The organism is Streptomyces sp. AgN23 (assembly GCF_001598115.1).
Classification (GTDB): domain Bacteria; phylum Actinomycetota; class Actinomycetes; order Streptomycetales; family Streptomycetaceae; genus Streptomyces; species Streptomyces antimycoticus.
This window is the reverse complement of the sequence record NZ_CP007153.1, coordinates 5,118,384-5,142,187: the sequence shown is the minus strand read 5'-3', so window position 1 is coordinate 5,142,187 and position 23,804 is coordinate 5,118,384. Positions and strand designations below refer to the sequence as shown.

23 protein-coding genes are annotated in these 23,804 nt (G+C 71.1%); 12 read left to right on the top strand and 11 right to left on the bottom strand.

Annotation, left to right across the window (positions count from 1 at the left end; genetic code table 11):
* Nucleotides 1-11: 11 nt before the first annotated feature.
* From AS97_RS21960 to folE, 5 genes are all read left to right on the top strand, one after another.
* The gene (locus AS97_RS21960) at nucleotides 12-1,151 is read left to right on the top strand and encodes a zinc-dependent metalloprotease (protein ID WP_059142455.1); all 1,140 of its coding nucleotides are present in this window, start codon (nucleotides 12-14) and stop codon (nucleotides 1,149-1,151) included.
* A gap of 203 nt (nucleotides 1,152-1,354) precedes the next feature.
* Nucleotides 1,355-2,458, top strand: a complete 1,104-nt coding sequence (gene tilS / locus AS97_RS21955; protein ID WP_210565493.1) for a tRNA lysidine(34) synthetase TilS — start codon at nucleotides 1,355-1,357, stop codon at nucleotides 2,456-2,458.
* Between the two features lie 61 nt (nucleotides 2,459-2,519).
* Entirely contained in the window at nucleotides 2,520-3,059 is a 540-nt protein-coding gene (gene hpt, locus AS97_RS21950; protein ID WP_043241584.1) for a hypoxanthine phosphoribosyltransferase, read from the top strand.
* Between the two features lie 244 nt (nucleotides 3,060-3,303).
* The gene (gene ftsH / locus AS97_RS21945; protein WP_059142457.1) at nucleotides 3,304-5,346 is read left to right on the top strand and encodes an ATP-dependent zinc metalloprotease FtsH; all 2,043 of its coding nucleotides are present in this window, start codon (nucleotides 3,304-3,306) and stop codon (nucleotides 5,344-5,346) included.
* 127 nt (nucleotides 5,347-5,473) lie between these two features.
* A complete protein-coding gene (folE, locus tag AS97_RS21940) occupies nucleotides 5,474-6,079 on the top strand; it encodes a GTP cyclohydrolase I FolE (RefSeq protein ID WP_059142458.1) in 606 nt (201 codons plus the stop codon).
* Nucleotides 6,080-6,174: 95 nt separating this feature from the next.
* Here folE and AS97_RS21935 read toward each other — a convergent pair whose 3' ends face one another.
* From AS97_RS21935 to AS97_RS21910, 6 genes are all read right to left on the bottom strand, one after another.
* On the bottom strand, nucleotides 6,175-6,672 hold the full coding sequence (locus tag AS97_RS21935) for a DUF3180 domain-containing protein (RefSeq protein WP_059142459.1): 498 nt from the start codon (nucleotides 6,670-6,672) through the stop codon (nucleotides 6,175-6,177).
* A gap of 61 nt (nucleotides 6,673-6,733) precedes the next feature.
* Complete coding sequence (gene folK, locus AS97_RS21930; RefSeq protein WP_086707070.1) at nucleotides 6,734-7,327, bottom strand: 2-amino-4-hydroxy-6-hydroxymethyldihydropteridine diphosphokinase; 594 nt, start codon at nucleotides 7,325-7,327, stop codon at nucleotides 6,734-6,736.
* Nucleotides 7,324-7,683: a dihydroneopterin aldolase gene (folB, locus tag AS97_RS21925; protein ID WP_014061653.1), complete on the bottom strand. Its 360-nt coding sequence runs from the start codon at nucleotides 7,681-7,683 to the stop codon at nucleotides 7,324-7,326. The genes folK and folB overlap by 4 nt, the downstream gene beginning before the upstream one ends.
* Before the next feature lie 207 nt (nucleotides 7,684-7,890).
* Nucleotides 7,891-8,376 carry a nuclear transport factor 2 family protein gene (locus AS97_RS21920; protein ID WP_014061652.1) on the bottom strand — a complete coding sequence of 162 codons (486 nt, stop codon included), beginning with the start codon at nucleotides 8,374-8,376 and terminating at the stop codon, nucleotides 7,891-7,893.
* The gene (gene folP, locus AS97_RS21915) at nucleotides 8,373-9,251 is read right to left on the bottom strand and encodes a dihydropteroate synthase (protein WP_059142461.1); all 879 of its coding nucleotides are present in this window, start codon (nucleotides 9,249-9,251) and stop codon (nucleotides 8,373-8,375) included. The genes AS97_RS21920 and folP overlap by 4 nt, the downstream gene beginning before the upstream one ends.
* Before the next feature lie 34 nt (nucleotides 9,252-9,285).
* On the bottom strand, nucleotides 9,286-11,115 hold the full coding sequence (locus AS97_RS21910) for a phosphatidylglycerol lysyltransferase domain-containing protein (RefSeq protein ID WP_059142512.1): 1,830 nt from the start codon (nucleotides 11,113-11,115) through the stop codon (nucleotides 9,286-9,288).
* Between the two features lie 143 nt (nucleotides 11,116-11,258).
* On the opposite strand from AS97_RS21910, the gene AS97_RS21905 reads away from it, so the two are divergent.
* Nucleotides 11,259-12,389 (top strand): alpha/beta hydrolase-fold protein, encoded by a 1,131-nt coding sequence (locus AS97_RS21905; protein ID WP_059142462.1) that lies wholly within the window; start codon nucleotides 11,259-11,261, stop codon nucleotides 12,387-12,389.
* A 91-nt stretch (nucleotides 12,390-12,480) separates the two neighbouring features.
* Here AS97_RS21905 and AS97_RS21900 read toward each other — a convergent pair whose 3' ends face one another.
* Entirely contained in the window at nucleotides 12,481-13,638 is a 1,158-nt protein-coding gene (locus AS97_RS21900) for a betaine/proline/choline family ABC transporter ATP-binding protein (protein WP_059142463.1), read from the bottom strand.
* A gap of 139 nt (nucleotides 13,639-13,777) precedes the next feature.
* On the opposite strand from AS97_RS21900, the gene AS97_RS21895 reads away from it, so the two are divergent.
* From AS97_RS21895 to AS97_RS21880, 4 genes are all read left to right on the top strand, one after another.
* Nucleotides 13,778-14,461, top strand: coding sequence for an ABC transporter permease (locus AS97_RS21895; protein WP_059142464.1), 684 nt, complete (start codon nucleotides 13,778-13,780; stop codon nucleotides 14,459-14,461).
* On the top strand, nucleotides 14,461-15,198 hold the full coding sequence (locus tag AS97_RS21890) for an ABC transporter permease subunit (RefSeq protein ID WP_059142465.1): 738 nt from the start codon (nucleotides 14,461-14,463) through the stop codon (nucleotides 15,196-15,198). The genes AS97_RS21895 and AS97_RS21890 overlap by 1 nt, the downstream gene beginning before the upstream one ends.
* Before the next feature lie 253 nt (nucleotides 15,199-15,451).
* Nucleotides 15,452-16,411, top strand: coding sequence for an ABC transporter substrate-binding protein (locus tag AS97_RS21885; protein WP_059142466.1), 960 nt, complete (start codon nucleotides 15,452-15,454; stop codon nucleotides 16,409-16,411).
* A gap of 248 nt (nucleotides 16,412-16,659) precedes the next feature.
* Nucleotides 16,660-17,646: a hypothetical protein gene (locus AS97_RS21880; protein WP_059142467.1), complete on the top strand. Its 987-nt coding sequence runs from the start codon at nucleotides 16,660-16,662 to the stop codon at nucleotides 17,644-17,646.
* Nucleotides 17,647-17,732: 86 nt separating this feature from the next.
* Here the strand turns inward: AS97_RS21880 and AS97_RS21875 are convergent, their stop codons facing one another.
* Nucleotides 17,733-18,875, bottom strand: coding sequence for an NADH-quinone oxidoreductase subunit D (locus AS97_RS21875; protein WP_059142468.1), 1,143 nt, complete (start codon nucleotides 18,873-18,875; stop codon nucleotides 17,733-17,735).
* A 74-nt stretch (nucleotides 18,876-18,949) separates the two neighbouring features.
* Complete coding sequence (locus AS97_RS21870; RefSeq protein WP_210565492.1) at nucleotides 18,950-19,972, bottom strand: SAM-dependent methyltransferase; 1,023 nt, start codon at nucleotides 19,970-19,972, stop codon at nucleotides 18,950-18,952.
* 108 nt (nucleotides 19,973-20,080) lie between these two features.
* Here AS97_RS21870 and AS97_RS21865 point away from each other — a divergent pair, with 108 nt between their 5' ends.
* Complete coding sequence (locus tag AS97_RS21865; protein WP_059142513.1) at nucleotides 20,081-21,277, top strand: sensor histidine kinase; 1,197 nt, start codon at nucleotides 20,081-20,083, stop codon at nucleotides 21,275-21,277.
* Between the two features lie 128 nt (nucleotides 21,278-21,405).
* Nucleotides 21,406-22,095: a response regulator transcription factor gene (locus AS97_RS21860; RefSeq protein WP_059142470.1), complete on the top strand. Its 690-nt coding sequence runs from the start codon at nucleotides 21,406-21,408 to the stop codon at nucleotides 22,093-22,095.
* A 156-nt stretch (nucleotides 22,096-22,251) separates the two neighbouring features.
* Here the strand turns inward: AS97_RS21860 and AS97_RS21855 are convergent, their stop codons facing one another.
* Nucleotides 22,252-22,599, bottom strand: coding sequence for a helix-turn-helix domain-containing protein (locus AS97_RS21855; RefSeq protein ID WP_059142471.1), 348 nt, complete (start codon nucleotides 22,597-22,599; stop codon nucleotides 22,252-22,254).
* 99 nt (nucleotides 22,600-22,698) lie between these two features.
* The gene (locus tag AS97_RS21850; RefSeq protein ID WP_125758598.1) at nucleotides 22,699-23,781 is read right to left on the bottom strand and encodes a DUF5937 family protein; all 1,083 of its coding nucleotides are present in this window, start codon (nucleotides 23,779-23,781) and stop codon (nucleotides 22,699-22,701) included.
* Between the last annotated feature and the right edge of the window lie 23 nt (nucleotides 23,782-23,804).

Here is a 23,804-nt window from a genome sequence, read left to right as displayed (position 1 = left end):
ACCGTGAAGCCATGACGAGCATCGGTGGTGTGGAGATGGTCGACTGGAATCTCGCGGTCGCGACCGCGACCCGGCTGGTGCGCCCCGGGCCCGAGGTGAGTCGCGAGGAGGCGCGTGCCGTCGTCGCGGAGCTGCGGCGGCACGCCAAGTCCTCGGAGGAGCACGTCCGCTCCTTCACCCGGATGGCCGTCTCCGGCGGCCCGGCCTCGGACACCCCCGTCCTCGTCGTGGACCGCGCGGGCTGGATCAAGGCCAATGTGGCGGGCTTCCGGCAGATCCTCAAACCGCTGCTCGGCAAGATGCAGGACCGGCGCGGCGGACTGCCCGGCGGGGCGGTGCTGGGCGCGGTCGGCGGCAAGGTGACCGGCGTCGAGCTGGGGATGCTGCTGTCCTTCCTGGCCTCCCGGGTGCTCGGCCAGTACGAGACCTTCGCGCCCGCGACCCGCGAGCTGCCCGGCTCCCCGGGCGGCGGCCGGCTGCTGCTGGTGGCACCCAACATCGTCCACGTGGAGCGCGAACTCGACGTGGCCCCGCACGACTTCCGGCTGTGGGTCTCGCTGCACGAGGAGACCCACCGCACCCAGTTCACCGCCGTGCCGTGGCTGCGCGACCACATCGAGTCCGAGATCCAGGCGTTCCTCGGCGAGACCGATGTGGACCCGGCCACCCTGCTGGAGCGGGTCCGCGAGGCATTCCAGTCGCTGAGCGGCGGCCGTCCCGGTGATGAGCGGGACGAGGCGGACGGGGGTGGCGCGCCGAGCATCATCGAGCTGGTCCAGACCCCGGCCCAGCGGGAGATCCTGGCCCGGCTGACCGCGGTGATGTCGCTGCTGGAGGGGCACGCCGACTACGTCATGGACGGGGTGGGGCCGGAGGTCGTGCCGTCCGTCGCGGAGATCCGGGAGAAGTTCCAGAAGCGCCGGGCCAGCGGCGCGGGCCGGCTCGACCAGGCGCTGCGCAAGCTGCTGGGGCTCGACGCCAAGCTGCGGCAGTACCGTGACGGTGAGCGATTCGTCCGGGCCGTGGTGAACGAGGTCGGCATGGACGGTTTCAACCGTGTCTGGACCTCGCCCAACACCCTTCCGACCAAGGCGGAGATCAGCAAACCCGCCGAGTGGGTCGCGCGGGTGCACCGTAAGGCGGAGTCCTAGAACCGGCACACTCCCGGCACACGCGGAAACGGACGAACGCCCCCATTAATCACTCGTCCGAGGGACCGTTGGCGACGGGTAGGCGTGCGATGCTCGGGGAACAGCTCGCTTCTGTCACCATCGACATACGCAGCGTGACGAAACGCCGCGTAACTCCTCGCACCCCCCGAGGCACTCCCTCGAATGACAGATGGGAAACGGACATGGGTCCCCATCCAGCGGTCGCCGCGATACGCCTCGCGGTCCGCCGCGTCCTCCACGACGTCCTCGTCACCCACTCGGCCTCGTCCCCCTGCTCGCCCTCCGCCGCCTCTTCGCCCTCGACGCGTTCGGCCCCCGCCCCCCGCGGCTCCGCCCCGCGCGACGACGCTCCCCTCGTGCTCGCCGCCTGCTCCGGCGGCGCCGACTCCATGGCGCTCGCCTCCGCCCTCGCCTTCGAGGCCCCGCGGGCCGGCCTGCGCGCCGGCGGGGTCACCGTCGACCACGGCCTGCAGCAGGACTCCGACGCCCGCGCCGCCGAGGTCGCCGACCGGATGCGGGCGCTGGGCCTGGCGCCGGTCGAGGCCATCGCCGTGTCCGTCGGCCGCGGCGGCGGCCCCGAGGCCGCCGCCCGGGACGCCCGCTACGCCGCGCTGGACGCCGCCGCCGAGCGCCACGGTGCCACCGCCGTGCTGCTCGGCCACACCCGTGACGACCAGGCCGAGACGGTTCTGCTCGGCCTCGCCCGCGGCTCCGGCACCCGCTCGCTGTCCGGCATGGCCTGGGTCTCCGGGGCCGACGGCCGCTACCGCCGCCCGTTCCTCCGGCTGGACCGGCACACGGTCCGCGAGGCGTGCCTGGCCCAGTCGCTGCCCGTCTGGGACGACCCGCACAACGTGGACCCGTCCTACACCCGCTCCCGGGTCCGCCACGAGGCGCTGCCCATCCTGGAGAAGGCGCTGGGCAAGGGCGTCGTCGAGGCGCTCGCCCGCACCGCCCAGCTCTCCCGCGACGACGCCGACGCCCTCGACGCCTGGGCCGCCCGCGCCGAGGCCGATGTGATGACCACCGCACCGGCGGCGGCCGGTGGTGCGCAGGCCGTGCATCTCGACACCGTCGGCCTGCACGGACTGCCCACCGCCGTCCGCCGCCGGGTACTGCGCCGCGCCGCCATCGCCGCGGGTGCGCCGGCCGGTTCGCTCTTCGCCCGCCACATCGAAGAGGTGGACCGGCTGATCACCGGCTGGCGGGGGCAGCGGGCCATCAACCTCCCCGGCCGCGTCGAGGTCCGCCGTGAGGGTGGCAGACTGGTCATCCGGCAGGGCTGATCCGCCCGAGCCAGATGAGCCGGTACGTCGAACGAAAGTGGCGCGGGTGGACGACAAGGACATGGGCACCGACCTGAAGTCGGTCCTCATCACCGAGGAAGAGATCAACGCGAAGCTGGCGGAGCTGGCGGCCACCATCGACGAGGAGTACGCGGGCAAAGATCTGCTGATCGTCGGCGTGCTCAAGGGCGCGGTCATGGTGATGGCGGATTTGGCGCGTGCCCTGTCCACGCCCGTCACCATGGACTGGATGGCCGTGTCGTCCTACGGCGCGGGCACCCAGTCCTCCGGGGTGGTGCGTATCCTGAAGGACTTGGATACCGACATCAAGGGCAAACACGTCCTGATCGTCGAGGACATCATCGACTCCGGACTGACGCTGTCGTGGCTGCTGTCGAACCTGGGCTCGCGCGAGCCGGCCTCGCTGAACGTCTGCACCCTGCTGCGCAAGCCGGAGGCGGCCAAGGTCGCCATCAAGGTGAAGTGGGTCGGCTTCGACATCCCCAATGAGTTCGTCGTCGGCTACGGCCTGGACTACGCCGAGAAGTACCGGAACCTGCGGTTCGTCGGCACCCTGGCCCCCCACGTCTACGGCGGCTGACGGCGCCGCGGTCCCCTGGGAACCTGGCGGGGTTTTCCGCCGTTGGAGCAGGGGAAGGCGGTTTTGTTAACAGTCCACGGCGGCGTCGGGTGACAATGCTGGGGTACCGTCCGAAGGTCAGTCTTTTTTGAGACTGAGGATTACACAGCTCATACACCGCAATACACCGCACGCACAGGCGGCCCCTCCAGGGCTGCTGTGCCTCACTGTGGCAGGAGGGACGGGGCGGCTTCGCCCCGTATGGATGGACGTGAAGCGCTACTTCCGTGGGCCGGTCATGTGGATCGTGCTGGCCGTCCTCGCCGTGGTCGTGTTGATGCAGGTCGTCGGCTCGTCCGGCGGCTACAAGTCGGTGGACACCAGTCAGGTCGTCAAGGCGATCAACCAGAACCAGGTCCAGTCCGCCGAACTGACGACCGGCGACGAGCACAAGGTAAAGATCAAGCTCAAGGACAACGTCGCCAAGATCTCGGGCAGCGACAAGCTCCAGGCCACCTACATCGGTGACCAGGGCGTCGATCTCGCCAAGACTCTGCAGGCCAATGCCCAGAAGCCCAATGGGATCCCCGACGGGTACAACGTCTCGACGTCGAAGCAGAACCCCTTCGTCGGGATTCTGCTCTCGCTGCTCCCGTTCGTGCTGATCGTCGTGGTCTTCCTGTTCCTGATGAATCAGATGCAGGGCGGCGGCTCCCGGGTGATGAACTTCGGCAAGTCGAAGGCCAAGCTGATCACCAAGGACACGCCGAAGACGACGTTCACCGATGTGGCGGGCGCCGATGAGGCGGTCGAGGAACTCCAGGAGATCAAGGAGTTCCTGCAGGAGCCGGCGAAGTTCCAGGCCGTGGGCGCCAAGATCCCCAAGGGTGTGCTGCTCTACGGCCCGCCCGGTACGGGTAAGACGCTGCTCGCGCGCGCCGTCGCGGGCGAGGCGGGTGTCCCCTTCTACTCGATCTCCGGCTCCGACTTCGTCGAGATGTTCGTGGGTGTGGGTGCCTCCCGTGTCCGCGACCTGTTCGAGCAGGCCAAGACCAACGCCCCGGCCATCGTCTTCGTCGACGAGATCGACGCCGTCGGCCGGCACCGCGGTGCGGGCATGGGCGGCGGCCATGACGAGCGCGAGCAGACGCTGAACCAGCTGCTCGTCGAGATGGACGGCTTCGATGTGAAGGGCGGGGTCATCCTGATCGCCGCCACCAACCGGCCCGACATCCTGGACCCGGCGCTGCTGCGCCCGGGCCGCTTCGACCGGCAGATCGCCGTCGACCGCCCGGACATGCAGGGCCGACTGGAGATCCTCAAGGTCCACCAGAAGGGCAAGCCGGTCGCCCCGGACGTCGACCTGTCGGCCGTCGCCCGTCGCACCCCCGGCTTCACCGGTGCCGATCTGTCGAACGTGCTGAACGAGGCCGCCCTGCTGACGGCCCGCAGCGACAAGAAGCTGATCGACAACCACTTCCTGGACGAGGCGATCGACCGTGTCGTGGCCGGTCCGCAGAAGCGGACCCGGATCATGAGCGACAAGGAGAAGAAGATCACCGCGTACCACGAGGGCGGTCACGCCCTGGTCGCGGCGGCTTCTCCGAACAGCGACCCGGTGCACAAGGTCACCATCCTCTCCAGAGGCCGGGCCCTGGGCTACACCATGGTCCTGCCGGACGAGGACAAGTACTCGACCACGCGCAACGAGATGCTGGACCAGCTCGCCTACATGATGGGCGGCCGGGCGGCCGAGGAGCTCGTCTTCCACGACCCGACCACGGGCGCGTCCAACGACATCGAGAAGGCGACCACCACCGCCCGCGCGATGGTCACGCAGTACGGCATGACCGAGCGGCTCGGCGCGATCAAGTTCGGCTCGGACAACTCCGAGCCCTTCCTCGGCCGTGAGATGGCTCACCAGCGCGACTACTCGGAAGAGGTCGCCGCGCTGGTGGACGAGGAGGTCAAGAAGCTCATCGAGGCCGCGCACAACGAGGCCTGGGAGATTCTCGTCGAGAACCGGGACGTCCTGGACAACCTGGTGCTGGCGCTGCTGGAGAAGGAGACGCTGAACAAGGAGGAGATCGCCGAGATCTTCGCCCCGATCGTGAAGCGTCCGGCCCGCCCGGCGTGGACCGGCTCCTCGCGGCGTACGCCCTCGACCCGCCCGCCGGTGCTCTCCCCCAGGGAGCTCGCCCCGGCGAACGGTGCCCAGCCCACCTCGGCGGCTTCGCTGACCAAGAGCACCACCCCGGAGGACGCCGCCGAGCGCCCCGAGGAGTCGGGCTCCGGTTCGGAGAGCTGACCCCCACCACCTGGGGCGGCACCCGTCCCCGGTGGCCCCGGAATGAATGCCGCGTTCACCAGGTTCTAGCCTGGTGAACGCGGCATTTACGCGTTCGTTGTGTGTATGTGAGGAACGAGGCAGCTCCATGACCGACCCGGTGACGCTGGACGGCGAGAGCCCCATTGGCGTGTTCGACGAGAAGCGCGCCGAGAACGCGATCCGCGAACTGCTGATCGCCGTTGGCGAGGACCCCGACCGGGAGGGGCTGCGCGAGACGCCGGGCCGGGTGGCCCGGGCGTACAAGGAGATCTTCGCGGGGCTGCGCCAGGAGCCCGAGGACGTCCTGACCACCACCTTCGACCTGGGCCATGACGAGATGGTGCTGGTCAAGGACATCGAGGTGATGTCGTCCTGCGAGCACCACCTGGTGCCCTTCGTGGGCGTGGCCCATGTGGGCTATATCCCGTCCCACGACGGCAAGATCACCGGGCTGTCCAAGCTGGCCCGGCTGGTCGATGTCTTCGCCCGCCGCCCCCAGGTCCAGGAGCGGCTGACCACCCAGATCGCCGAATCCCTGATGCGGATACTGGAGCCGCGCGGGGTCATCGTGGTGGTCGAGTGCGAGCACATGTGCATGACCATGCGCGGGGTGCGCAAGCCCGGCGCCAAGACCCTCACCTCGGCCGTCCGCGGCCAGCTGCGCGACCCGGCGACCCGGGCCGAGGCGATGAGCCTCATCATGGCTCGCTGAGCGGCTCCTGGCGCCTCAGGCCGGGATGAAGAGCCTCGGTCCGGCCTGACGGGCCCGTACGGGCCGGCTGGTGGCCTTTGGGGCTCTGCCGCGCCTCAGGCGCGGGCCGCGGCGCTCGGGCCGTTGCCGTCGTTGTCGTCGTCCTCCGGGAGCTTGAGGACCCGCTCCAGGAAGAACGCGGCCGCCACCACCCCCGCCGCCGCCAGCACCGACGCCCCGGCGTAGATCGCCTGATCCCGGCGGGCGGGCACATCGAGCTGCTCCATGGCCAGGAAGGCGCCCGCCCCGCCGTACATCCCCGCGATCAGCGCCGACACCAGCGCGCTGGCCTGCCCGAAGACCACCGCACGGGCGGCCACCATCGGGTCCACGCCCTTGGCGCCCGGCTGCCGCTCCCGCTGGGCGCGCAGCCGGGACCGCAGCGACAGCGCGGTGGCGGCCAGCACGACCGCGATCAGGGCCAGCACGATCGGCGCCGCCACCGGGACGCTCGGCAGCGACCCGAACGTGTCCCACAGCCGGGCGCCCGCCCACGACACCACACCGGCCACGGCGAACAGCCCGACCAGCACCCCGATCCGAAGTTGCTTCACCGAGCGGTCGCCCCTCAATTCAGTACGTGCCAACGTGTCCGGAATCTATCCGGATCAACGTCTACTCGGGCAGTCGCAGTTCCAGATCGGTGCGGACCCGGACACCTTCCTGGCCCATCGCGGCCAGCAGCCCCGCGACCGCCCCGCGCCCGGGGACCTCGGCCTGCGGATCCACGTCGTTCCACGGCACCAGCACGAAGGCGCGCTCATGGGCGCGCGGATGCGGCAGGGTCAGCTGGGGGTCGTCGGACACCACGTCCTGATACGCCACGATGTCCACGTCGATGGTGCGCGGGCCCCAGCGCTCGTCCCGCACCCGCTCGAACGCCTCCTCGATCGCGTGGCCGCGCTCCAGCAGCGAGGACGGCGGCAGCGTCGTCTTGATCAGCACCACCGCGTTGAAGTACGTGGCCTGGGTGCCGGGCTCCACGCCCCACGGGTCCGTCTCGTACACCGGCGATACGGCCTTGACCCGCAGGCCCGGGGTGTCCCCCAGCGCGTCGATGGCGCCCTGGAGGATCTCCAGGCGGTTGCCCAGATTGCTGCCGAGCGAGATCACCGCTCGTTTGGGGTTGCTCAACGTCACATCGGCGGCGTCCACCTGCTCCACCACGGAGATGGGAACGGGCTGCACGGTCGGGTCGCTGCTGCTCATACTCGGCTCCGGGTGATGGTGATGGTCACGTCGTCGAAGGGCACGGTGATCGGGGCCTGGGGCTTGTGCACCACGACCTCGACCTCCCGCACCACGTCGTGCTTGAGGCACCGGTCCGCGATCCGTTCGGCCAGCGTCTCGATCAGATCGACCGGCTCACCCCGCACCACCGCCACGACCTCTTCCGCCACCACGCCGTAGTGCACGGTCTTGCCGAGGTCGTCGTCGGCCGCGGCGGGCCGAGTGTCCAGGCCGAGCACGAGGTCCACGACGAAGTCCTGGCCCTCCTCGCGCTCATGGGGTAGCACGCCGTGGTGCCCGCGAGCCTTCAGGCCGCGCAGCGCGACACGATCCACCTGAATCACTCCTGCTGGTCGTCGGTACGCGGGCACGCCCTCCTGGCCGGAGCGCACCACCCGTCCCCTGCCGTCTGCGGGGGTACCTGCCTCGCAATCTACCTGCGGGCCCCGGCGGCATTCGCCCATGGGGTGGGCGGTGCCGGCTGCCGACGCTCCGCGTCACAGCCTTCTACCCCCACCTCGCGGGGCTCGAACGGGGTCGGGTCAGCCCGGCAACAACCCGTCGTCGGCGGGGCCTTCGGGACCGCCCGGCTCCTCGTCGTCACTCTCCGCGAGCACCGGGGAGCCGTGGTGCGACCAGACCTTCCAGCCGTCCTCCGTGCGGCGGAACACATTCGTGGCCACGACGAGCTGGCCGACCAGCGGGCCGAGCTGGCCCTCCTCCTCCGCGGGGGCGCCGCTGAGAATGTTCTCCGTACAGGTCACCAGGGCGGTGTCGGCCATCACCGACACCTCGACATCCGTCAGGAAGAACTGGATGTAGTCCGTGTTGGCCATGATCAGCGCATAGGAGCGGAGCACCTCGCCCCGGCCGCGCAGCACCGGCCAGCCCGGGTGGACACAGGACACCTCGGTGTCGGGGGAGTCCAGCCACAGCCGCTGCAGCGTGGTGTGGTCACCCTGCTCCATGGCGTCGTACAGCGCGGTGTTCACCTGCGCCACACGTTCGTTGTCCGTAAGGGAAGTCACAGCGCTCCCGCCGTGTTTTCGGCCGCTTCGATGGCCCGCGCCACGCGCACCGCGTCCGCGCTGGCCCGTACCTCATGTACCCGGACGGCCCAGGCGCCTTCGCGCGCCGCGAGCGCGGTGACCGCCGCCGTGGCGGCGTCCCGCTCCCTGGCGGGCGGCGGGCTGCCCCCGTCACCCGCCAGGACGCGCCCCAGGAACCGCTTGCGGGAGGCCGCCACCAGCAGCGGCCGGCCCAGCTCCCGCAGCGCGGACAGATGGGCGACCAGCGTCAGGTCGTGCCCGGCGTCCTTGGCGAAGCCCAGGCCCGGGTCGATCACGATCCGCTCCGGGTCGATACCGCCCGCGACGGCCTGCTCCAGGCTGCCGCGCAGCTCGGCGACGACCTCGCCGACCACGTCCGCGTAGAGCGCTCGGTTGTTCATGTCGATCGACTGGCCGCGCCAGTGCATCACCACGAACGGCACCCCCGCCGCGGCCACCATGGGCACCATCGCGGGGTCGGCGCCGCCGCCGCTGACGTCGTTGACCAGCCGGGCCCCGGCCGCCACCGCCCGCTCGGCCACCGCGGCCCGCATGGTGTCCACGCTGATCACGGCACCGGCCGCGGCCAGCTCCCGGACGACGGGGATCACCCGGCGCAGCTCCTCGGCCTCGTCGACGCGCGCCGCGCCGGGCCGGGTCGACTCACCGCCGACGTCCACCAGGTCGGCCCCGGCGGCGACCAGATCGAGACCGTGCTTGACGGCCAGTTCGGTGTCGAACCACCGGCCGCCGTCGGAGAAGGAGTCCGGCGTGACGTTCACCACGCCCATCACCGCGCACCGGTCCCACTCCGGCAGTCCGGCCACCCGGCCCCGCCCATGCAACGTGCTCATGTGCCCAGCCTAGGCGTAGGGGGTGCGTTCTGGATCAGGCCGCCTGCTGCAGCCCCTGCCCGTCGGCCAGCTGCCGATGGGCGCAGGGCCGGGGCTCGGGGCGCGGTCCGCGGCGCAGCAGCCGGGGCAGGGCCAGCGAGACGAAGCCCTCGGCCTGCATCGCGGCCAGGCCGATCCGGGGCAGGTCACGGGTGTTGCGGAAGACCACGAAGCGCGGCTCCCAGCGCGGCTGGAACTTGGCGTTGAACTTGTACAGCGACTCGATCTGGAACCAGCGGGAGAGGAACACCAGCAGCGCCCGCCAGCCGCGCAGCACCGGTCCCGCGCCCAGCTTCTCGCCGCGCGCCAGCGCCGAGCGGAACATCGCGAAGTTCAGCGACACCCGCTCCACACCCAGCTCGGGGGCGGCCTGCAGCGCGGCCACGATCAGCAGCTCGTTCATGCCCGGGTCGGCGCTGCGATCACGCCGCATCAGCTCCAGCGACATCCCGTCCCGGCCCCACGGCACGAAGTGCAGCACGGCCTTGAGGTCCCCGTACGGGCCCTCGGCGCCCTCGTCGGCGGCCTTGTGGGCGGTGGCGATGACCGCGTCCCCGTCCGCCGGGTCGCCGATCCGGCCCAGCGCCATCGAGAAGCCGCGCTCGGTGTCGGTGCCCCGCCAGTCGGCGGCGGCGCGCCGGATGGCCTCCAGCTCCTCGGGGCCCAGGTCGGCGGCGCGCCGCACCCGGGTCTGGTAGCCGGCCCGCTCGATCCGCTTGACCATCTGGCGTACGTTGCGCATGGCGCGCCCGGACAGGGTGAAGTCCGCCACATCGACGATGGCCTCGTCGCCGAGTTCGAGCGCGTCCAGGCCGGTCTCCCGGGTCCACACCTCGCCGCCGGTCTCGCTGCAGCCCATCACCGCCGGGGTCCAGGAGTGGGCGCGCGCCTCCTCCATGAAGCAGGCGATCGCGCCGGGCCATGCCTCCACATCGCCCACCGGGTCGCCGCTGGCGAGCATCACCCCGGAGACCACGCGGTAGCAGACCGCGGCCTTGCCGCTGGGGGAGAAGACCACGGCCTTGTCGCGGCGGAGCGCGAAGTGGCCGAGCGAGTCGCGGCGCCCGTGGGTGGCGAGCAGCTCCCGCAGCCGCTCCTCGTCCCCGGGGGTGAGGCGGGCGGCGGGGTGCTCGGGACGGAAGGCGAGATAGGCGGTGGTGGCGACGGTCAGCAGGCCGAGCGCGCCGAGCGAGTAGCCGACGGTGTAGTCCGCGCCGTGGCGGTAGTCGACCGGTCCCTCGAAGCCGAACAGGCCCCACAGGACGTGTTCCAGCTGTGCGCCGAGCGACGGGCTTCCTTCGATGGCGTCCGGATGCGAACGGACGATCAGCAGTCCCAGGGTGACGCTGACCGCGCCCATGACGACGAGGTTGGCCAGTGCCATCCAGCGGCTGCGCGGATCGGGCAGCGCCGCGAACTCGGCGCGGTAGCGGATCAGCACCCCCATCAGGACGAGGGAGAGGACCATGCCGATGACCGAGTGCCGGTAGAGCAACTGGGCGGCCGCGCCGACGGGCAGCAGCGCCACGGCGGCGACCCAGGCCCGCCGCTTACGCCGTTTGAGGCCGTGGGCGAGCATCAGCAGCAGCAGACCGACCACGATCGAGGCGGCGGCGGCCAGGGAGCTCACGGCGCCCGGCAGCAGCTCGGCCAGCGCGTGCACCCTGCTGTGGCGCAGCCGGGGGAAGACGATGTCCATCAGCCCGATGAGCGTGCAGGCGGTGCCGACGACCGTGGGCACCGCCTCCGGCCTGGGGCCGCGCAGCAGGCGCCGTATCCGGTGGGGAACCTCTCCGGACGTTTCGGCATCTTGACTGTCAGGCATCTGCATTCCCGTCGCTTCGGTCAAGAGGATCTTTGGTTCTGTCGCGTGGCATCCGCATGATTTGCGCCCTGATAGACGCCAATTGAGGTAGCGGGGTTCCAACCGCGGCACGGGGGAGCCGGCCGCCCGGCAGAAAGATAGTGATGGGTCTCACGAGCAACAACCTCGTGATCGCGGCGGTCGTCGCGGCGTTGCTGCTGTTCGCGGCCACGATATGGCTGTGGCCCCGGTTGTCCGGGCGCGGAGTGGCTCCCGTGCTCGGCCGGGTCGGCATGCTACTGGGGACGCAGCTGACCGTGTTCGCGGCGGTCGGATTGTTCGCCAATCAGTCGTTCGGGTTCTACGGTTCCTGGTCCGACCTCTTCGGTACGCAGGACGAGCCGGGTGTCGTGGTGGACCACGACACCCCCGGTACCCGGGTGCGGGTCACCGAGACCCGCCATCTGGCCGTGGACGGCGGCTCGTCACCCAAGGTCGCCGGGCGGGTCGAGAAGGTGAACATCCAGGGGCCGGTCTCCGGGATCGCGAGCCCCGCGTACATCTATCTGCCACCTGAGTACTTCCGGCCCGAGTACGCCCGGCGGACCTTCCCCGCCGCGCTGGTGCTGACCGGCTACCCGGGCACCACCGAAGCCCTCATCAATGGCATGAAATACCCCCAGAATTCGCACAGGCTGGTCAAAGCGGGGAAGATGCAGCCCCTCGTCCTGGTGATGATGCGGCCGACGGTCGCGCCGCCGCGCGACACCGAGTGCGTGGACGTGCCGGATGGGCCGCGGACCGAGACGTTCTTCACCAAGGACCTGCCGAAGGCGGTGGCCGACCACTACCGCGTGGGTCAGCGGGCCCGTAACTGGGGCGTCATCGGGAATTCCACCGGCGGCTACTGCGCCCTGAAGATGGCGATGCGCCACCCCGACGCGTTCTCCGCGGCGGCCGGGCTCTCCCCGTCGTACAAGGCCCCGATCGACGCGACCACGGGCGATCTCTTCGGCGGCAGCAAGCGGCTGGAGCGGGAGAACGACCTGATGTGGCGGCTGTCCCACAAGCCGGCGCCGCCGGTGTCGCTGCTGGTCTCCAGCAGCGAGCACGGTGAGCAGAACTACCGGGACACCGTGCGCTTCGTGAACAAGGTGAAGCGGCTGAACCGGCGCGGGGAGCCGACCCGCATCTCGTCGATCATCCTGGGCACCGGCGGCCACAACTTCAACACCTGGAAGCGGGAGGTCCCCGCCGCGCTGGAGTGGCTCGGCGGCCGCCTCAGCGACCGCTGAGCGTCTCCGGGGCGCCCCCGAAAGCCTCTTTTGAAGGCGTCGGGGGAGTCCGGGGAAGACGGGGGAGTCCCGGGGGAGTCCCGGGGGGCTCCTATACGTCGGCGACGGTCTGCAGTTGGACGTCGCCGCGGGCAATGCCGTCGGCGTCGGCGTCGATCGAGCGCCGGAGGGCCTCATGGAGCCGGGCCGGGGTGAGGACGCCGAGGAAGCGGTCATCGTCCAGGACCGCGATCCAGCCCGCGTCATGCTGCAGCATCGTGCTGAACGCCTGCTTGAGCGGCGCCCCGACCGGCAGCCACGCCTCCATCCGGCGCGCCTGGTCCCGTACGGTCCCCTTCGGGCCGTCGACCGCGTCCGCCGGGATCCAGCCGTGCAGCCGCTCGGCGTCGTCCAGGACGACGGCCCAGCGCGCCCCCTCCGAGGCCAGCCGGGCGGCCGCCTTGGAGAGCGGGTCGTCCAGGTGGACGACCGGCGGCTGCTCCAGGTCGCCCGGCTCGATGGGGGTGACCGACAGCCGCTTCAGCCCGCGGTCCGCGCCGACGAAGTCGGCTACATACGGGGTGGCGGGCGCGCCCAGCACCGTGGCCGGGGGGTCGAACTGCTCGATCCGCCCCGAGCCGTAGACCGCGATGCGGTCTCCGAGCCGGACCGCTTCCTCTATGTCATGGGTGACGAAGAGCACGGTCTTGCGCACCTGTGACTGAAGTCGCAGGAATTCGGTCTGCAGATGTTCGCGTACGACCGGGTCGACCGCGCCGAACGGCTCGTCCATCAGCAGCACCGGCGGATCGGCGGCCAGCGCGCGGGCCACGCCGACGCGTTGCCGCTGGCCGCCGGAGAGCTGGTCGGGGTAGCGGTCGCCGTAGACGGACGGGTCGAGGCCGACCAGGTCGAGCAGCTCGGCGGCGCGCTCCCGCCCCTTCTTCCGCTGCCAGCCCAGGAGATGCGGCACGGTGGAGGTGTTCTCGAGCACGGTCTTGTGCGGGAACAGCCCGACCTGCTGGATGACATAGCCGATACGGCGGCGCAGGGCGACCGGATCGGCCTTGGCGATGTCCTCGCCGTCCACCAGAATCCGCCCCGATGTCGGCTCGATGAGCCGGTTCACCATCTTCATCGTCGTCGTCTTGCCGCAGCCCGAGGGACCGACCAGGGTGACCAGCTCACCCTCCGCCACCTCGAAGGAGAGGTCGTCCACGGCCGTCGTGCCATCGGCGTAGCGCTTGGTGACATGCTCGAAACGGATCATGGCTCCTCATTGTTGCCGCATTCGTGGCAGACATTGTTGCTGTTGTGTGGCGATCGGACGAGATTGTCATCTCCCGGGGTTAGGGTCACCAGGAATTGTGAAGAGCAACGGGCCGCGACCCGACGGGGGAGGTGAGCGTATGGCCGACGGAAACTGTCTGATCAGTAACGAATGGATATGCGGTGAGTATGTACGCACACGTGGTCAGGAGCTGACGGACGCGACGCTCGAGCATGTGTGGATCACGCTCGCATCGGTCGCGATCGGTCTGTTGGTCGCCTTTCCGCTGGCGCTGCTGGCCCGCCGATGGCGGGCCGTGTCAGGGGCGGTGCTGGGGCTGACCACGGTCCTCTATACGGTGCCGTCGCTGGCGATGTTCTCGCTGCTGCTGCCCGTGTTCGGGGTCTCGGTCGCGGTGGTGATCACCGGTCTGGTGCTCTATTCGCTCACGATCCTGGTGCGCAACATCATGGCCGGTCTCGCCTCGGTGCCCGAAGAGGCGCGGGAGGCGGCCCGGGGCATGGGATACGGCCCGCTGCGGCTGCTCTTCGGCGTGGAGCTGCCCCTCGCGCTGCCCGCGCTGATGGCCGGGCTGCGGATCACCACCGTCTCCACGGTCTCGCTCACCACAGTGGGCGCGATCATCGGATACGGCGGCCTCGGCAACCTCATCTACGAAGGCATGCGCAGCTTCTTCAAGGCCGAAGTGCTCACCGCCTCGGTGCTGTGCGTGGCGCTGGCGGTCGTCGCGGATCTGCTGCTGCTCGCCCTCCAGCGGCTGCTGACGCCGTGGGCGCGCAAGAGTCGGAAGGGCACCACCTGATGGACGTCGTCGCCAAGGCGTGGACCTGGCTGGCCACCGGTTCGCACTGGGCGGGCCCCGACGGGGTGTGGCACCGGCTCGGCCAGCATCTGTTCCTGACCTTCGCCTGCCTGGCCATCGCCTGCGCGGTGGCGCTGCCGATCGCCGTGGCCCTCGGCCACATCGGCAAGGGCGGCGCGCTCGCGGTCAACATCTCCAACGCGGGGCGCGCCGTGCCCACCTTCGCGGTGCTGGTGCTGTTGCTGCTCAGCCCGCTGGGGACGCACGGCGAGTGGCCCACGATCATCGCGCTGGTGCTGTTCGCCATCCCGCCGCTGCTCACCAACGCCTATGTCGGGGTGCACGAGGCGGACCAGGAGGTCGTGGAGGCGGCCCGCGGGATGGGGATGACGGGCGGCCAGCTGATCCGCAGGGTCGAGCTGCCGCTGGCGTTCCCGCTCATCATGACGGGCGTACGGACGGCGGCGGTGCAGGTCGTGGCCACCGCGACGCTGGCCGCACTGCCCGGCGGCGGCGGTCTCGGCCGGATCATCACGGCGGGCTTCCGGCTCACCGACACTCCGCAGGTGGTGGCCGGGGCGGTGCTGGTCGCGGCCCTCGCGCTGGTGGTCGAGGGCGTCTTCGTGGTGCTGGGGCTGCTGCTCGACCCGATGCGGCGCAGGACGGGTCGGCGGCTCGCCGCGTCCCGCCGCCCGCCCGCCGGCCAGGCCCCGGCCTCACCGGCGCTGACGACGTAGCACCCGCGGGCCGGGCCCTCCCGCGACCGGACGCACGCGCGTCCGGTCGCCTGGGGCGGGCGGCGCGGGTGACGCGGATGGCGCGACTGACGCAGAGAGCGCGGACACCGCACACGGACAACGCGCAGAGCGCGGACGACGCAGACCACGCAGGCCACGCAGGCCACGCAGACAACGCGAACAACGCAGAAAACGCAGAAACGCCGCCGACGCGGAAGAACGCGATGAAGCGGACAACTACGGATGGGGAACCATGAGCATGATCTATCGGGCGGCGGCGGCCGTCGCGGGGGTCGCCGCGCTGACGGCCGGGCTGACCGCGTGTGGCGGGGACAGCCTGGAGAAGTCGAGCGGCGGCGACAGCTCCGGGAAACCGGGCAAGGGCTCGCTGGTGATCGGATCAGCCTCCTTCTCCGAGTCGAAGATCCTCGCGGAGCTGTACGCGGGGGTTCTGAAGGACGCCGGCTATTCCACTTCGATCAAGACCGTGGACGCCCGCGAGCTGTATGAACCGGCCCTGGAGAAGGGCCAGATGGATGTCGTGCCGGAGTACGCGGCGACGCTGGCCGAATTCCTCAACCAGAAGAAGAACGGGTCGAATGCCGCCCCGGTGGCCTCCTCGGACGTCGACGAGACGGTCACGGCGCTGAAGAAGCTCGCCGAACCGCGCGGGCTGAAGGTGCTGGACCCCGGCAAGGCCGTGGACCAGAACGCCTTCGCGGTCAGCGGTGACTTCGCGAAGAAACATGATCTCAAGACGCTCTCCGACCTCGGGAAGTCGAAGCAGAAGATCACCCTGGCGGCGGGCGACGAATGCCCCAAGCGGCCCTTCTGCCAGCCGGGTCTGGAGAAGAAGTACGGCATCGACATCGCCGGCATCGACCCGCTGGACATCGGCAGCGTCCAGGCCAAGCAGGCCGTCAAGGACGGTAAGGACCAGATGGTCCTGACCACGACCACGGACAGCACGCTGGATCAGTTCGGGCTCGTTCTGCTCGACGACGACAAAAATCTGCAGAATGCCGACAACGTACTTCCCGTGGTGAATGCGAAGTCCGCCGGCTCGCAGAAGATCGCGGACTCGCTGAACAAGCTCACCAAGGTGCTGACCACCGCCGATCTTCGGGAACTCAACAAGAAGGTTGACGCCGAGCGGCTCAAGCCGACGGATGTGGCCGCCGACTACCTGCGGGACAAGGGGCTGGTGAAGTAGGATCAAAACCCCGCTCGGGAAGGCTTGGCAAGGGATCACGGACACGCGACCGCCGCATTTGCCAACGGATTGACAACAGATCTGGCCCGGCGGGCACCCAAGCGACCCCTTTGCACGGTAGGTTTCGGGCCATGCCACGTGGACGCCACCGCCAATCCCCACCCCTGCACAGGCTTCTTCCCTCCGCTTCGGTCGCAGTCGCGTCAATAACCTGCGCCGCCGGAGCCTGGCTGGTCGGCGATACGGTCGTGATCCGCGGACTTGCCGCGACCGCGGCCGCCGCCGCGGTCGTCGGCGCCTTCCTGATGCGCCGTTGGGACCGCTCGGCCGGCCGCCGCGTCGCGGAGGCCGCGAGCGAGGCCGCGCGCCAGGAGATGAAGTACGAGGAGCGGATCGCGGAGCTCGAGGCGGACGCCGAGAAGGCGAGCGAGCTCCGCACCGCGCTCAACACCCGGCTGCGTGCCAAGCGCGCCGAGCTGGCCCGGCTGCGCAATGAGCACGCCGAGCTGCTGCGCCGCTACGCCACGGCCGAGACCGAGCGGGCCACCGCCCTGGAGGGCCGCCGCCGGCTCGCGCTGGAGGCCGCCTCCCCCGCGAAGGCGCTGGAAGCGGCGACCGTCCCCGCCGAATCCGCCGGGTCGAGCGTCGAGTCGATCGAGCCGGACGGCTCCGCCTCCGGGCGCGCCATGCCGTCGGCCACCGCCTACGCCAAGGCCGACGAGGCGCTGAGCCGGCTCAAGGAGAGCGCGCGACGGCAGAAGGAGCGCCGGGAGCAGGCCGCCGCCGCGGGTGCCCGGTCCGACGCCCCGGCCGCCGCGACGGACGCCCAGAAGGACGCGGAGCGGGACGGGCACAAGGGCCGGCGCGAGAACCGCGACCAGGGCGGTGCCGCCACGCTGGGGAAGCCCCCGGCGGTCGGCGGGCAGGACGACGACGGCCCCCAGGAGCCGCCCGTCCACGCCCGTACGGCCGCCTCGGCGGTGGTGCCGTATGCCGCGGCACGCCGGGCCGCCTCCCGTTCGGAGAGCGGCTTCGACTACTTCGGCACCCAGAAGAAGCATCCGAAGAAGCAGAAGCGGGAGCCCGAACCCGCCGAGGAGGACCTCGCCGATGTGATCGGCGACGAGACCCTCGCGGAGACCAGGAAGGGCGCGGTGGGCGAGGTCATCGACCTGACCGCGCACGACGAGACGGAACAGATCGACCTCGGGGAGCTGCGCAGCGCGATCTCGTAACGGGATCGCGCCCGCGCGCGTCGTGGCGTCGCCGACGACGTGCCGTCGCCGACTACCGGTCGATGCCGCCTACTTGTCGATGTCGCCTACTTGTCGATGTCGCCGACGACGAAGAAGAGCGACCCCAGGATCGCCACCATGTCGGCGACGAGCGTGCCCGGCAGCAGTTCGGTGAGCGCCTGGATGTTGTTGAACGAGGCCGAGCGGAGCTTCAGCCGGTACGGCGTCTTCTCGCCCTTGGAGACGAGGTAGTAGCCGTTGAGGCCGAGCGGGTTCTCGGTCCAGGCGTAGGTGTGGCCCTCGGGCGCCTTGAGCACCTTCGGCAGCCGCTGGTTGATCGGCCCCGGCGGGAGCTCGTCGAGCCGGTCCAGGCAGGCGTCCGCCAGCGCCAGGGAGTTGTGCGACTGCTCCAGCAGGCATTCGAACCGGGCGAGGCAGTCGCCCTCCTGGCGGGTGACGACCTTGAGGACGTCCTGGAGCTCCGGGTAGGCCAGATACGGCTCGTCGCGCCGCAGGTCGAAGTCGACGCCCGAGGCCCGGGCGATGGGGCCGCTGACCCCGTACCCGTGCACCGTCTCGCGGGTCAGGACGCCGATGTCGCGGGTGCGGCCGCGGAAGATCTCGTTGCCGAGCACCAGGTCGTCGTACACGTCCATCCGCGAGCGGACCTCGGCCACGGCCTGCCGGGCCCGGCCCAGCCAGCCCGCCGGGAGGTCCTCCTTGAGGCCGCCGACCCGGTTGAACATGTAGTGCATCCGGCCGCCGGAGATCTCCTCCATGACGTGCTGGAGGTCCTCGCGCTCCCGGAACGCGTAGAAGATCGGCGTGATGCCGCCCAGCTCCAGGGGGTAGGAGCCGAGGAACATCAGGTGGTTCAGGATCCGGTTGAGCTCGGCGAGCAGCGTACGGGTCCACACCGCCCGCTCCGGGACCTCCATGCCCAGCATCCGCTCGACGGCGAGCACGACGCCGAGTTCGTTGGAGAAGGCGGAGAGCCAGTCGTGGCGGTTGGCCAGCATGATGATCTGGCGGTAGTCGCGCGCCTCGAAGAGCTTCTCCGCGCCCCGGTGCATATAGCCGATGACCGGTTCGGCGCTCTGGATCCGCTCGCCGTCGAGGACCAGCCGCAGCCGTAGCACTCCGTGAGTGGAGGGGTGCTGTGGGCCGATGTTGAGCACCATGTCGGTGCTCTCCGCGGCCCCGCCGATGCCGACTGTCGTCTCCGTCATGCCCCCAGTCTCTCAGCTCGCCCGAAGGCCCCCGCGGGGGCTCGTGACACCGCCCGGGACGCGATGCGGCGGCCTTACCGCCGGAGCGGGTTGTGCGCCAGCTCCACCGGGTGGTGGAGCCAGCTGAAGGCGCCGAGACCGCCGGGGTCGGTCAGCTCCGCGGCCTCGCCCGCCGCGCCGAGGGCGCGCACGTAGGCGGCGGGGTCGGTGGAGGCCAGGGCGAGCGGGGGGCGGCGGGCGTCGAGGCCGAGCGCGCGCAGCGCCTCGCGCTGGGTCAGCAGCCCTGCGCCGGGCCCGGCCGCGGCGGCACACGCGTCCATCGCGACATGCGCCGTCAGATCGCAGGAGCCGTCCGGTACGGGCCGGACCTCGCGCCCCTCGCGGAAGCCGGTCAGCGTGCCGAACGGGGGCCGGGCGGCGCGATCGTGGCCGTAGTCGACGGCGACGGCGAGGCCCGCCCGCAGGGAGCGCACGGCCCGCGCCCAGGCGGCCTCGCGCGGATGGCCGATCTCGGCGCGCAGCCCCGGTTCGGCGCCCGCCAGGGGCCACCAGCGGGCCAGCCACGCCGCGTCCTCGCCGTCCACCGGATCGCCCAGCCGCTCGGTGCCGTCACCGGCCGCGAGGTCCACCTCGACCCGGCGCGGAACCCCGTCCGCGTCGGTCTCGGCGATGTCCACGGGCACGTTGTCGAGCCACTCATTGGCGAACAGCAGCCCCGTGCACCCCTGCGGCGGGGAGCCGCGCCAGGCGATCCGCTCGTCCAGGCCCGCCGGCCGCTCCGCCCGCTCCACCGCGTAGGGGCGCAGCCGCCGGTCCAGCTCATGCGGCAGGCCGGGGGCCAGGGCGAGCACCCGCGTGAGCAGCTCGCCGCGGCCGGCGCCGAGGTCCACCAGCGCCAGCTCGGCGGGGCGGTCCAGCGCCTCGTCCACCCGGCCCAGCAGCTCCGCCACCGCCCGGGCGAAAAGCGGTGAGGCATGCACCGACGTGCGGAAATGCCCGGCCGGGCCCTCCGGGCGCCGGAAGAATCCGCCCGTTCCGTACAGCGCCCGTTCGGCCGCCGTACGCCATCCGCTCCACTCATGCTTCTCAGTCGCCACACCGCCACGCTATGTGGAATCGTCTCCACCTTGGGGAGTAGGGCCGGGCGGTACGGATCGCCCCTCGGGTTGACCCGAGAGGGTTCGGCGGTGCCTACGCTGGGTGACGTGCAGCGCCTCTACGAATTTCTCCGCAGGCATCCGACAGGGGTGGACACCTTCTGGGCCGTCCTCCTCGTCGGCTTCGGTTCCCTGTGGGTCGTGGAGGCGGAGATGGGCCGGGGTTCCCGGTTCGCGGCCGTGCCGATCGTCCTGGCCCTGGGGGCGACGGTCGCGCTGCGCCGCCGCGCCCCCGAGAAGATGCTGGCGCTGGCCATCCTGTGCGGTGTCGCCCAGCTGGCCGCCGACGTCAAGCCCAATCTGGCCGACTTCGCCATGCTGGTGATCGTCTACACGGTGGCGGTCGCCTCCTCGCGCCGGGCCTCCCGTTTCGCGCTGGGCGTGGCGATCACCGCGGCCCCCCTCGCCACCCTCCGCTGGCCGCAGTCCCACCAGGGCTGGTGGGACGACCTCGTCTCGGCGGTCTTCGTCTCCATCCCGTTCGTACTGGCCTGGGTGCTCGGCGACTCGATCCGCACCCGCCGCGCCTACTACGCCCAGCTCGAGGAGCGGGCCGCCCGGCTGGAGAAGGAGCGCGAGGCGCAGTCCAAGGTCGCGGTGGCCGCCGAGCGCGCCCGGATCGCGCGGGAGCTGCACGATGTGGTGGCACACAACGTGTCGGTGATGGTGGTGCAGGCGGACGGCGCCGCATACGTCATGGACGCCTCGCCCGAACAGGCCCGGCAGGCGTTGGAGACGATCTCCGGCACCGGCCGCCAGGCGCTCGCCGAGATGCGGCGGCTGCTGGGCGTGCTGCGCACCGGGGAGCCGGGCGAGGAGAACGACTACGTCCCCCAGCCGGATGTCGAGCAGATCGACGAGCTCGTGGAGCAGGTGCGCGGCGCCGGGCTCCCGGTGGACTTCAAGGTGGTGGGCAGCCCGCGCCAGCTCCCCAGCGGGGTCGAGCTGACCGCGTACCGCATCGTGCAGGAGGCGCTCACCAACACCCGCAAGCACGGCGGCCCGGACGTGGGCGCGAGCGTCCGCCTCACCTACTTCGACGACGGGCTCGGGCTGCTGGTCGAGGACGACGGGCGGGGCGCGCAGCGCGAGATGTACCAGGACGGCGGCGCCGACGGCAGCGGCCATGGGCTGATCGGGATGCGCGAGCGCGTCGGCATGGTGGGCGGCACGCTGGACGCGGGACCGCGGCCGGGCGGCGGCTTCCGGATCAGCGCACTGCTGCCGCTGAAGCCGGTCCGTTGAGCGGTGGGCGCATCATGACCCGTATGCGCATGCGTGGTGGGCGCATCATGACCCGTATGCGCATGCGTAACGTCGCGCCGTGGCCGCTGTAAGCCGGCTGCCAGGCCAGAGGAAGGGACCCGTCCGGAATGTCGATTCGCGTCATGCTCGTCGATGACCAAGTGCTGCTGCGTACCGGCTTCCGGATGGTGCTCGCGGCCCAGCCCGATATGGAGGTCGTCGCCGAGGCGGGCGATGGGGTGGAGGCTCTGCAGGCGGTGCGCTCCACGGAGGTGGACGTCGTCCTCATGGACGTCCGGATGCCCAAGCTGGACGGGGTGGAGGCGACCCGGCGGATATGTGAGCGGGAGGGGGCTCCGAAGGTCATCATCCTGACCACGTTCGATCTGGACGAGTACGCCTTCTCCGCGCTCAAGGCCGGGGCGGGCGGCTTCATGCTCAAGGATGTGCCGCCCGCGGAACTCCTCGCGGCGATCCGCGCGGTGCACAGCGGTGACGCGGTGGTCGCGCCCAGCACGACGCGCCGGCTGCTGGACCGGTTCGCGCCGATGCTGCCGGGCGGTGGGGGAAGCGGCGGTCGGGTCCGTCCGGAACTGGAGCGGCTCACCGACCGGGAGCGCGAGGTGGTGCTGCTGGTCGCGCAGGGGCTGTCGAACGGCGAGATCGCGGCGCGGCTGGTGCTGTCGGAAGCGACCGTGAAGACCCATGTCGGGCGCATCCTCACCAAGTTGGAGCTGCGGGACCGGGTGCAGGTGGTGGTGATGGCCTACGAGACGGGGCTGGTGCGGGCCGGGGGCTCGGCGGGACCGGCTCGCTGAGGCGGGGCGGCGCTCTTCCGGTGAGGGCGGCGTTCTTACGGCGGCGTCCTTACGGTGGCGTCGGCGTTCTTACGGCAGCGCTCTTACGGTGGAGTCGGCGTTCTTACGGCGGCGTTTTTCGGTGTAAGCCGCGTCCTTACGGTGGGGACGGCCGTCCTACCGTTCGTTCTCGCCGTTCTCCTGCCGGTCGCGCAGGACCAGGTCGAGCAGCCCGGGGAAGCGCTGGTCGAACTCCGGGCGGCGCAGCCGGTTGACCCGCTTGGGGCCCATGTCGCGCTGCTCGATCAGCCCGGCCGCGCGCAGCACCGAGAAGTGGTGGCTGAGGGCCGCCTTGCCCACCGGCACGTCGAAGGTGCCGCAGGTGTGCTCCCAGTCGGCGGTGGTGGCCAGTTCGCGGACCAGCTGAAGCCGTACGGGGTCGGCGAGCGCCGCGAGCGCGGTCCGCACCGGGACGTCGTCGGGGTGGGTGTGCTCGGGTGCGGCCCGGTGGCTTCGGTTGCTCATCGCCGCTCTGCTCCTCTGCCGCTCATGGCCCGGTCCCTGTTCACTCCGGGGTGAACATTTTAGGCGGAGCCCTTGGGACCGCACGCTACAGACAGGGACCTACCGCAGCACGCTCTCCAGGAATTCGCTGCCCAGGCGGGCCACCGACGGCAGGTCGAGCTGGTGCAGCACGTAGCGGCCGCGGCGGCGGGTGGTGAGGAGACCGGCCTTCTTCAGCACGGCGATATGGCGGGAGACCTCCGGGGGCGTGATGCCGTAGGACTCGGAGAGCTCACCGGTGGTGTGCGGGCCGCGGGCCAGGGTGCGGCACAGCCGCATCCGCATCGGGTGGGCCAGGGCCTCGAGGCGGCGCTGGACGAGCTCCAGGGCGGCGGGCGGGGGGAGTTCGGGCGCGGCGACCGGGTACTGGATCACCGGGCGCCAGCCGGGGGCGTACAGGACGATGAGATGCGGCCAGCCGAAGGCGGTCGGGATGAAGGTGATGCCGTCCCCGTACGCCGTCGTACGGCCGCCCGCCAGCTTGTCGACCAGGATGCTGTCCCCGTCCTCCGACAGCGACAGCGCGGCGGAGGCCGCCGTCAGCGCCTCTTCGAGCCCCTTGCGCTGCAGCAGTTCCGCCTTGTGGCGGGCGTCGGCGGCCAGCTGGATCCGCGTCCGCCGCCAGGTGTCGGCGAAGAACGCCTGGTCGCAGTCCTCCAGCAGCCGTCGCAACCAGACCCGCAGCCCGTCCGGGTCCTCCAGCATGCGGTGGGTGAACGCCGCCTGGCGCGGCCCCCGGGCGGCCGCCATCTCGCGGACCCGGGCCCGTTCGTCCGCGTCGACCAGCGGTGAGGGGGTGCGCCGGGTGTACGCGGCGGAGCAGGCGATCTCGAAGGCGGCCGCCACGAACGTCTCGTCGTCGATCCGGTCCAGCGCGTCCAGTTCCTCCGCGAGCGTCGCCCCGGGGATGGCCGGGAGCAGCAGATCGGAGCGGGAGGAGCGCCACAGGAAGTCCGCCTCGCAGAGCCGGTCGGCGAGGTCCGGCTTGAGAGCGGAGGACGTGGCGGTGGCCCAGCCGTGCAGCCCGGGGTGGTGGCCGGGCTCGGACAGCACATGGAGCGCGGCGCCCAGCTCGGCGAGCGGGGACGGGCTGAAGACGATGCGCTCGGGCGGCAGCCCGGCGATGTCGATGACATTGGCCATGAGCCCATGGTGCGGGACCCCGC

What these genes read in the sequence shown, in the direction of transcription:
- AS97_RS21855 (WP_059142471.1), bottom strand. Translation starts at nt 22,599, where the DNA reads ATGAGCAACCGAAGCCACCGGGCCGCACCCGAGCACACCCACCCCGAC.
- folK (WP_086707070.1), bottom strand. Translation starts at nt 7,327, where the DNA reads ATGAGCAGCAGCGACCCGACCGTGCAGCCCGTTCCCATCTCCGTGGTG.
- AS97_RS21910 (WP_059142512.1), bottom strand. Translation starts at nt 11,115, where the DNA reads ATGCCTGACAGTCAAGATGCCGAAACGTCCGGAGAGGTTCCCCACCGG.
- ftsH (WP_059142457.1), top strand. Translation starts at nt 3,304, where the DNA reads ATGGACGTGAAGCGCTACTTCCGTGGGCCGGTCATGTGGATCGTGCTG.
- AS97_RS21875 (WP_059142468.1), bottom strand. Translation starts at nt 18,875, where the DNA reads ATGACGGAGACGACAGTCGGCATCGGCGGGGCCGCGGAGAGCACCGAC.
- tilS (WP_210565493.1), top strand. Translation starts at nt 1,355, where the DNA reads ATGGGTCCCCATCCAGCGGTCGCCGCGATACGCCTCGCGGTCCGCCGC.
- AS97_RS21890 (WP_059142465.1), top strand. Translation starts at nt 14,461, where the DNA reads ATGGACGTCGTCGCCAAGGCGTGGACCTGGCTGGCCACCGGTTCGCAC.
- AS97_RS21895 (WP_059142464.1), top strand. Translation starts at nt 13,778, where the DNA reads ATGGCCGACGGAAACTGTCTGATCAGTAACGAATGGATATGCGGTGAG.
- folP (WP_059142461.1), bottom strand. Translation starts at nt 9,251, where the DNA reads ATGAGCACGTTGCATGGGCGGGGCCGGGTGGCCGGACTGCCGGAGTGG.
- AS97_RS21850 (WP_125758598.1), bottom strand. Translation starts at nt 23,781, where the DNA reads ATGGCCAATGTCATCGACATCGCCGGGCTGCCGCCCGAGCGCATCGTC.
- AS97_RS21900 (WP_059142463.1), bottom strand. Translation starts at nt 13,638, where the DNA reads ATGATCCGTTTCGAGCATGTCACCAAGCGCTACGCCGATGGCACGACG.
- AS97_RS21960 (WP_059142455.1), top strand. Translation starts at nt 12, where the DNA reads ATGACGAGCATCGGTGGTGTGGAGATGGTCGACTGGAATCTCGCGGTC.
- AS97_RS21860 (WP_059142470.1), top strand. Translation starts at nt 21,406, where the DNA reads ATGTCGATTCGCGTCATGCTCGTCGATGACCAAGTGCTGCTGCGTACC.
- AS97_RS21885 (WP_059142466.1), top strand. Translation starts at nt 15,452, where the DNA reads ATGAGCATGATCTATCGGGCGGCGGCGGCCGTCGCGGGGGTCGCCGCG.
- hpt (WP_043241584.1), top strand. Translation starts at nt 2,520, where the DNA reads ATGGGCACCGACCTGAAGTCGGTCCTCATCACCGAGGAAGAGATCAAC.
- AS97_RS21905 (WP_059142462.1), top strand. Translation starts at nt 11,259, where the DNA reads ATGGGTCTCACGAGCAACAACCTCGTGATCGCGGCGGTCGTCGCGGCG.
- folE (WP_059142458.1), top strand. Translation starts at nt 5,474, where the DNA reads ATGACCGACCCGGTGACGCTGGACGGCGAGAGCCCCATTGGCGTGTTC.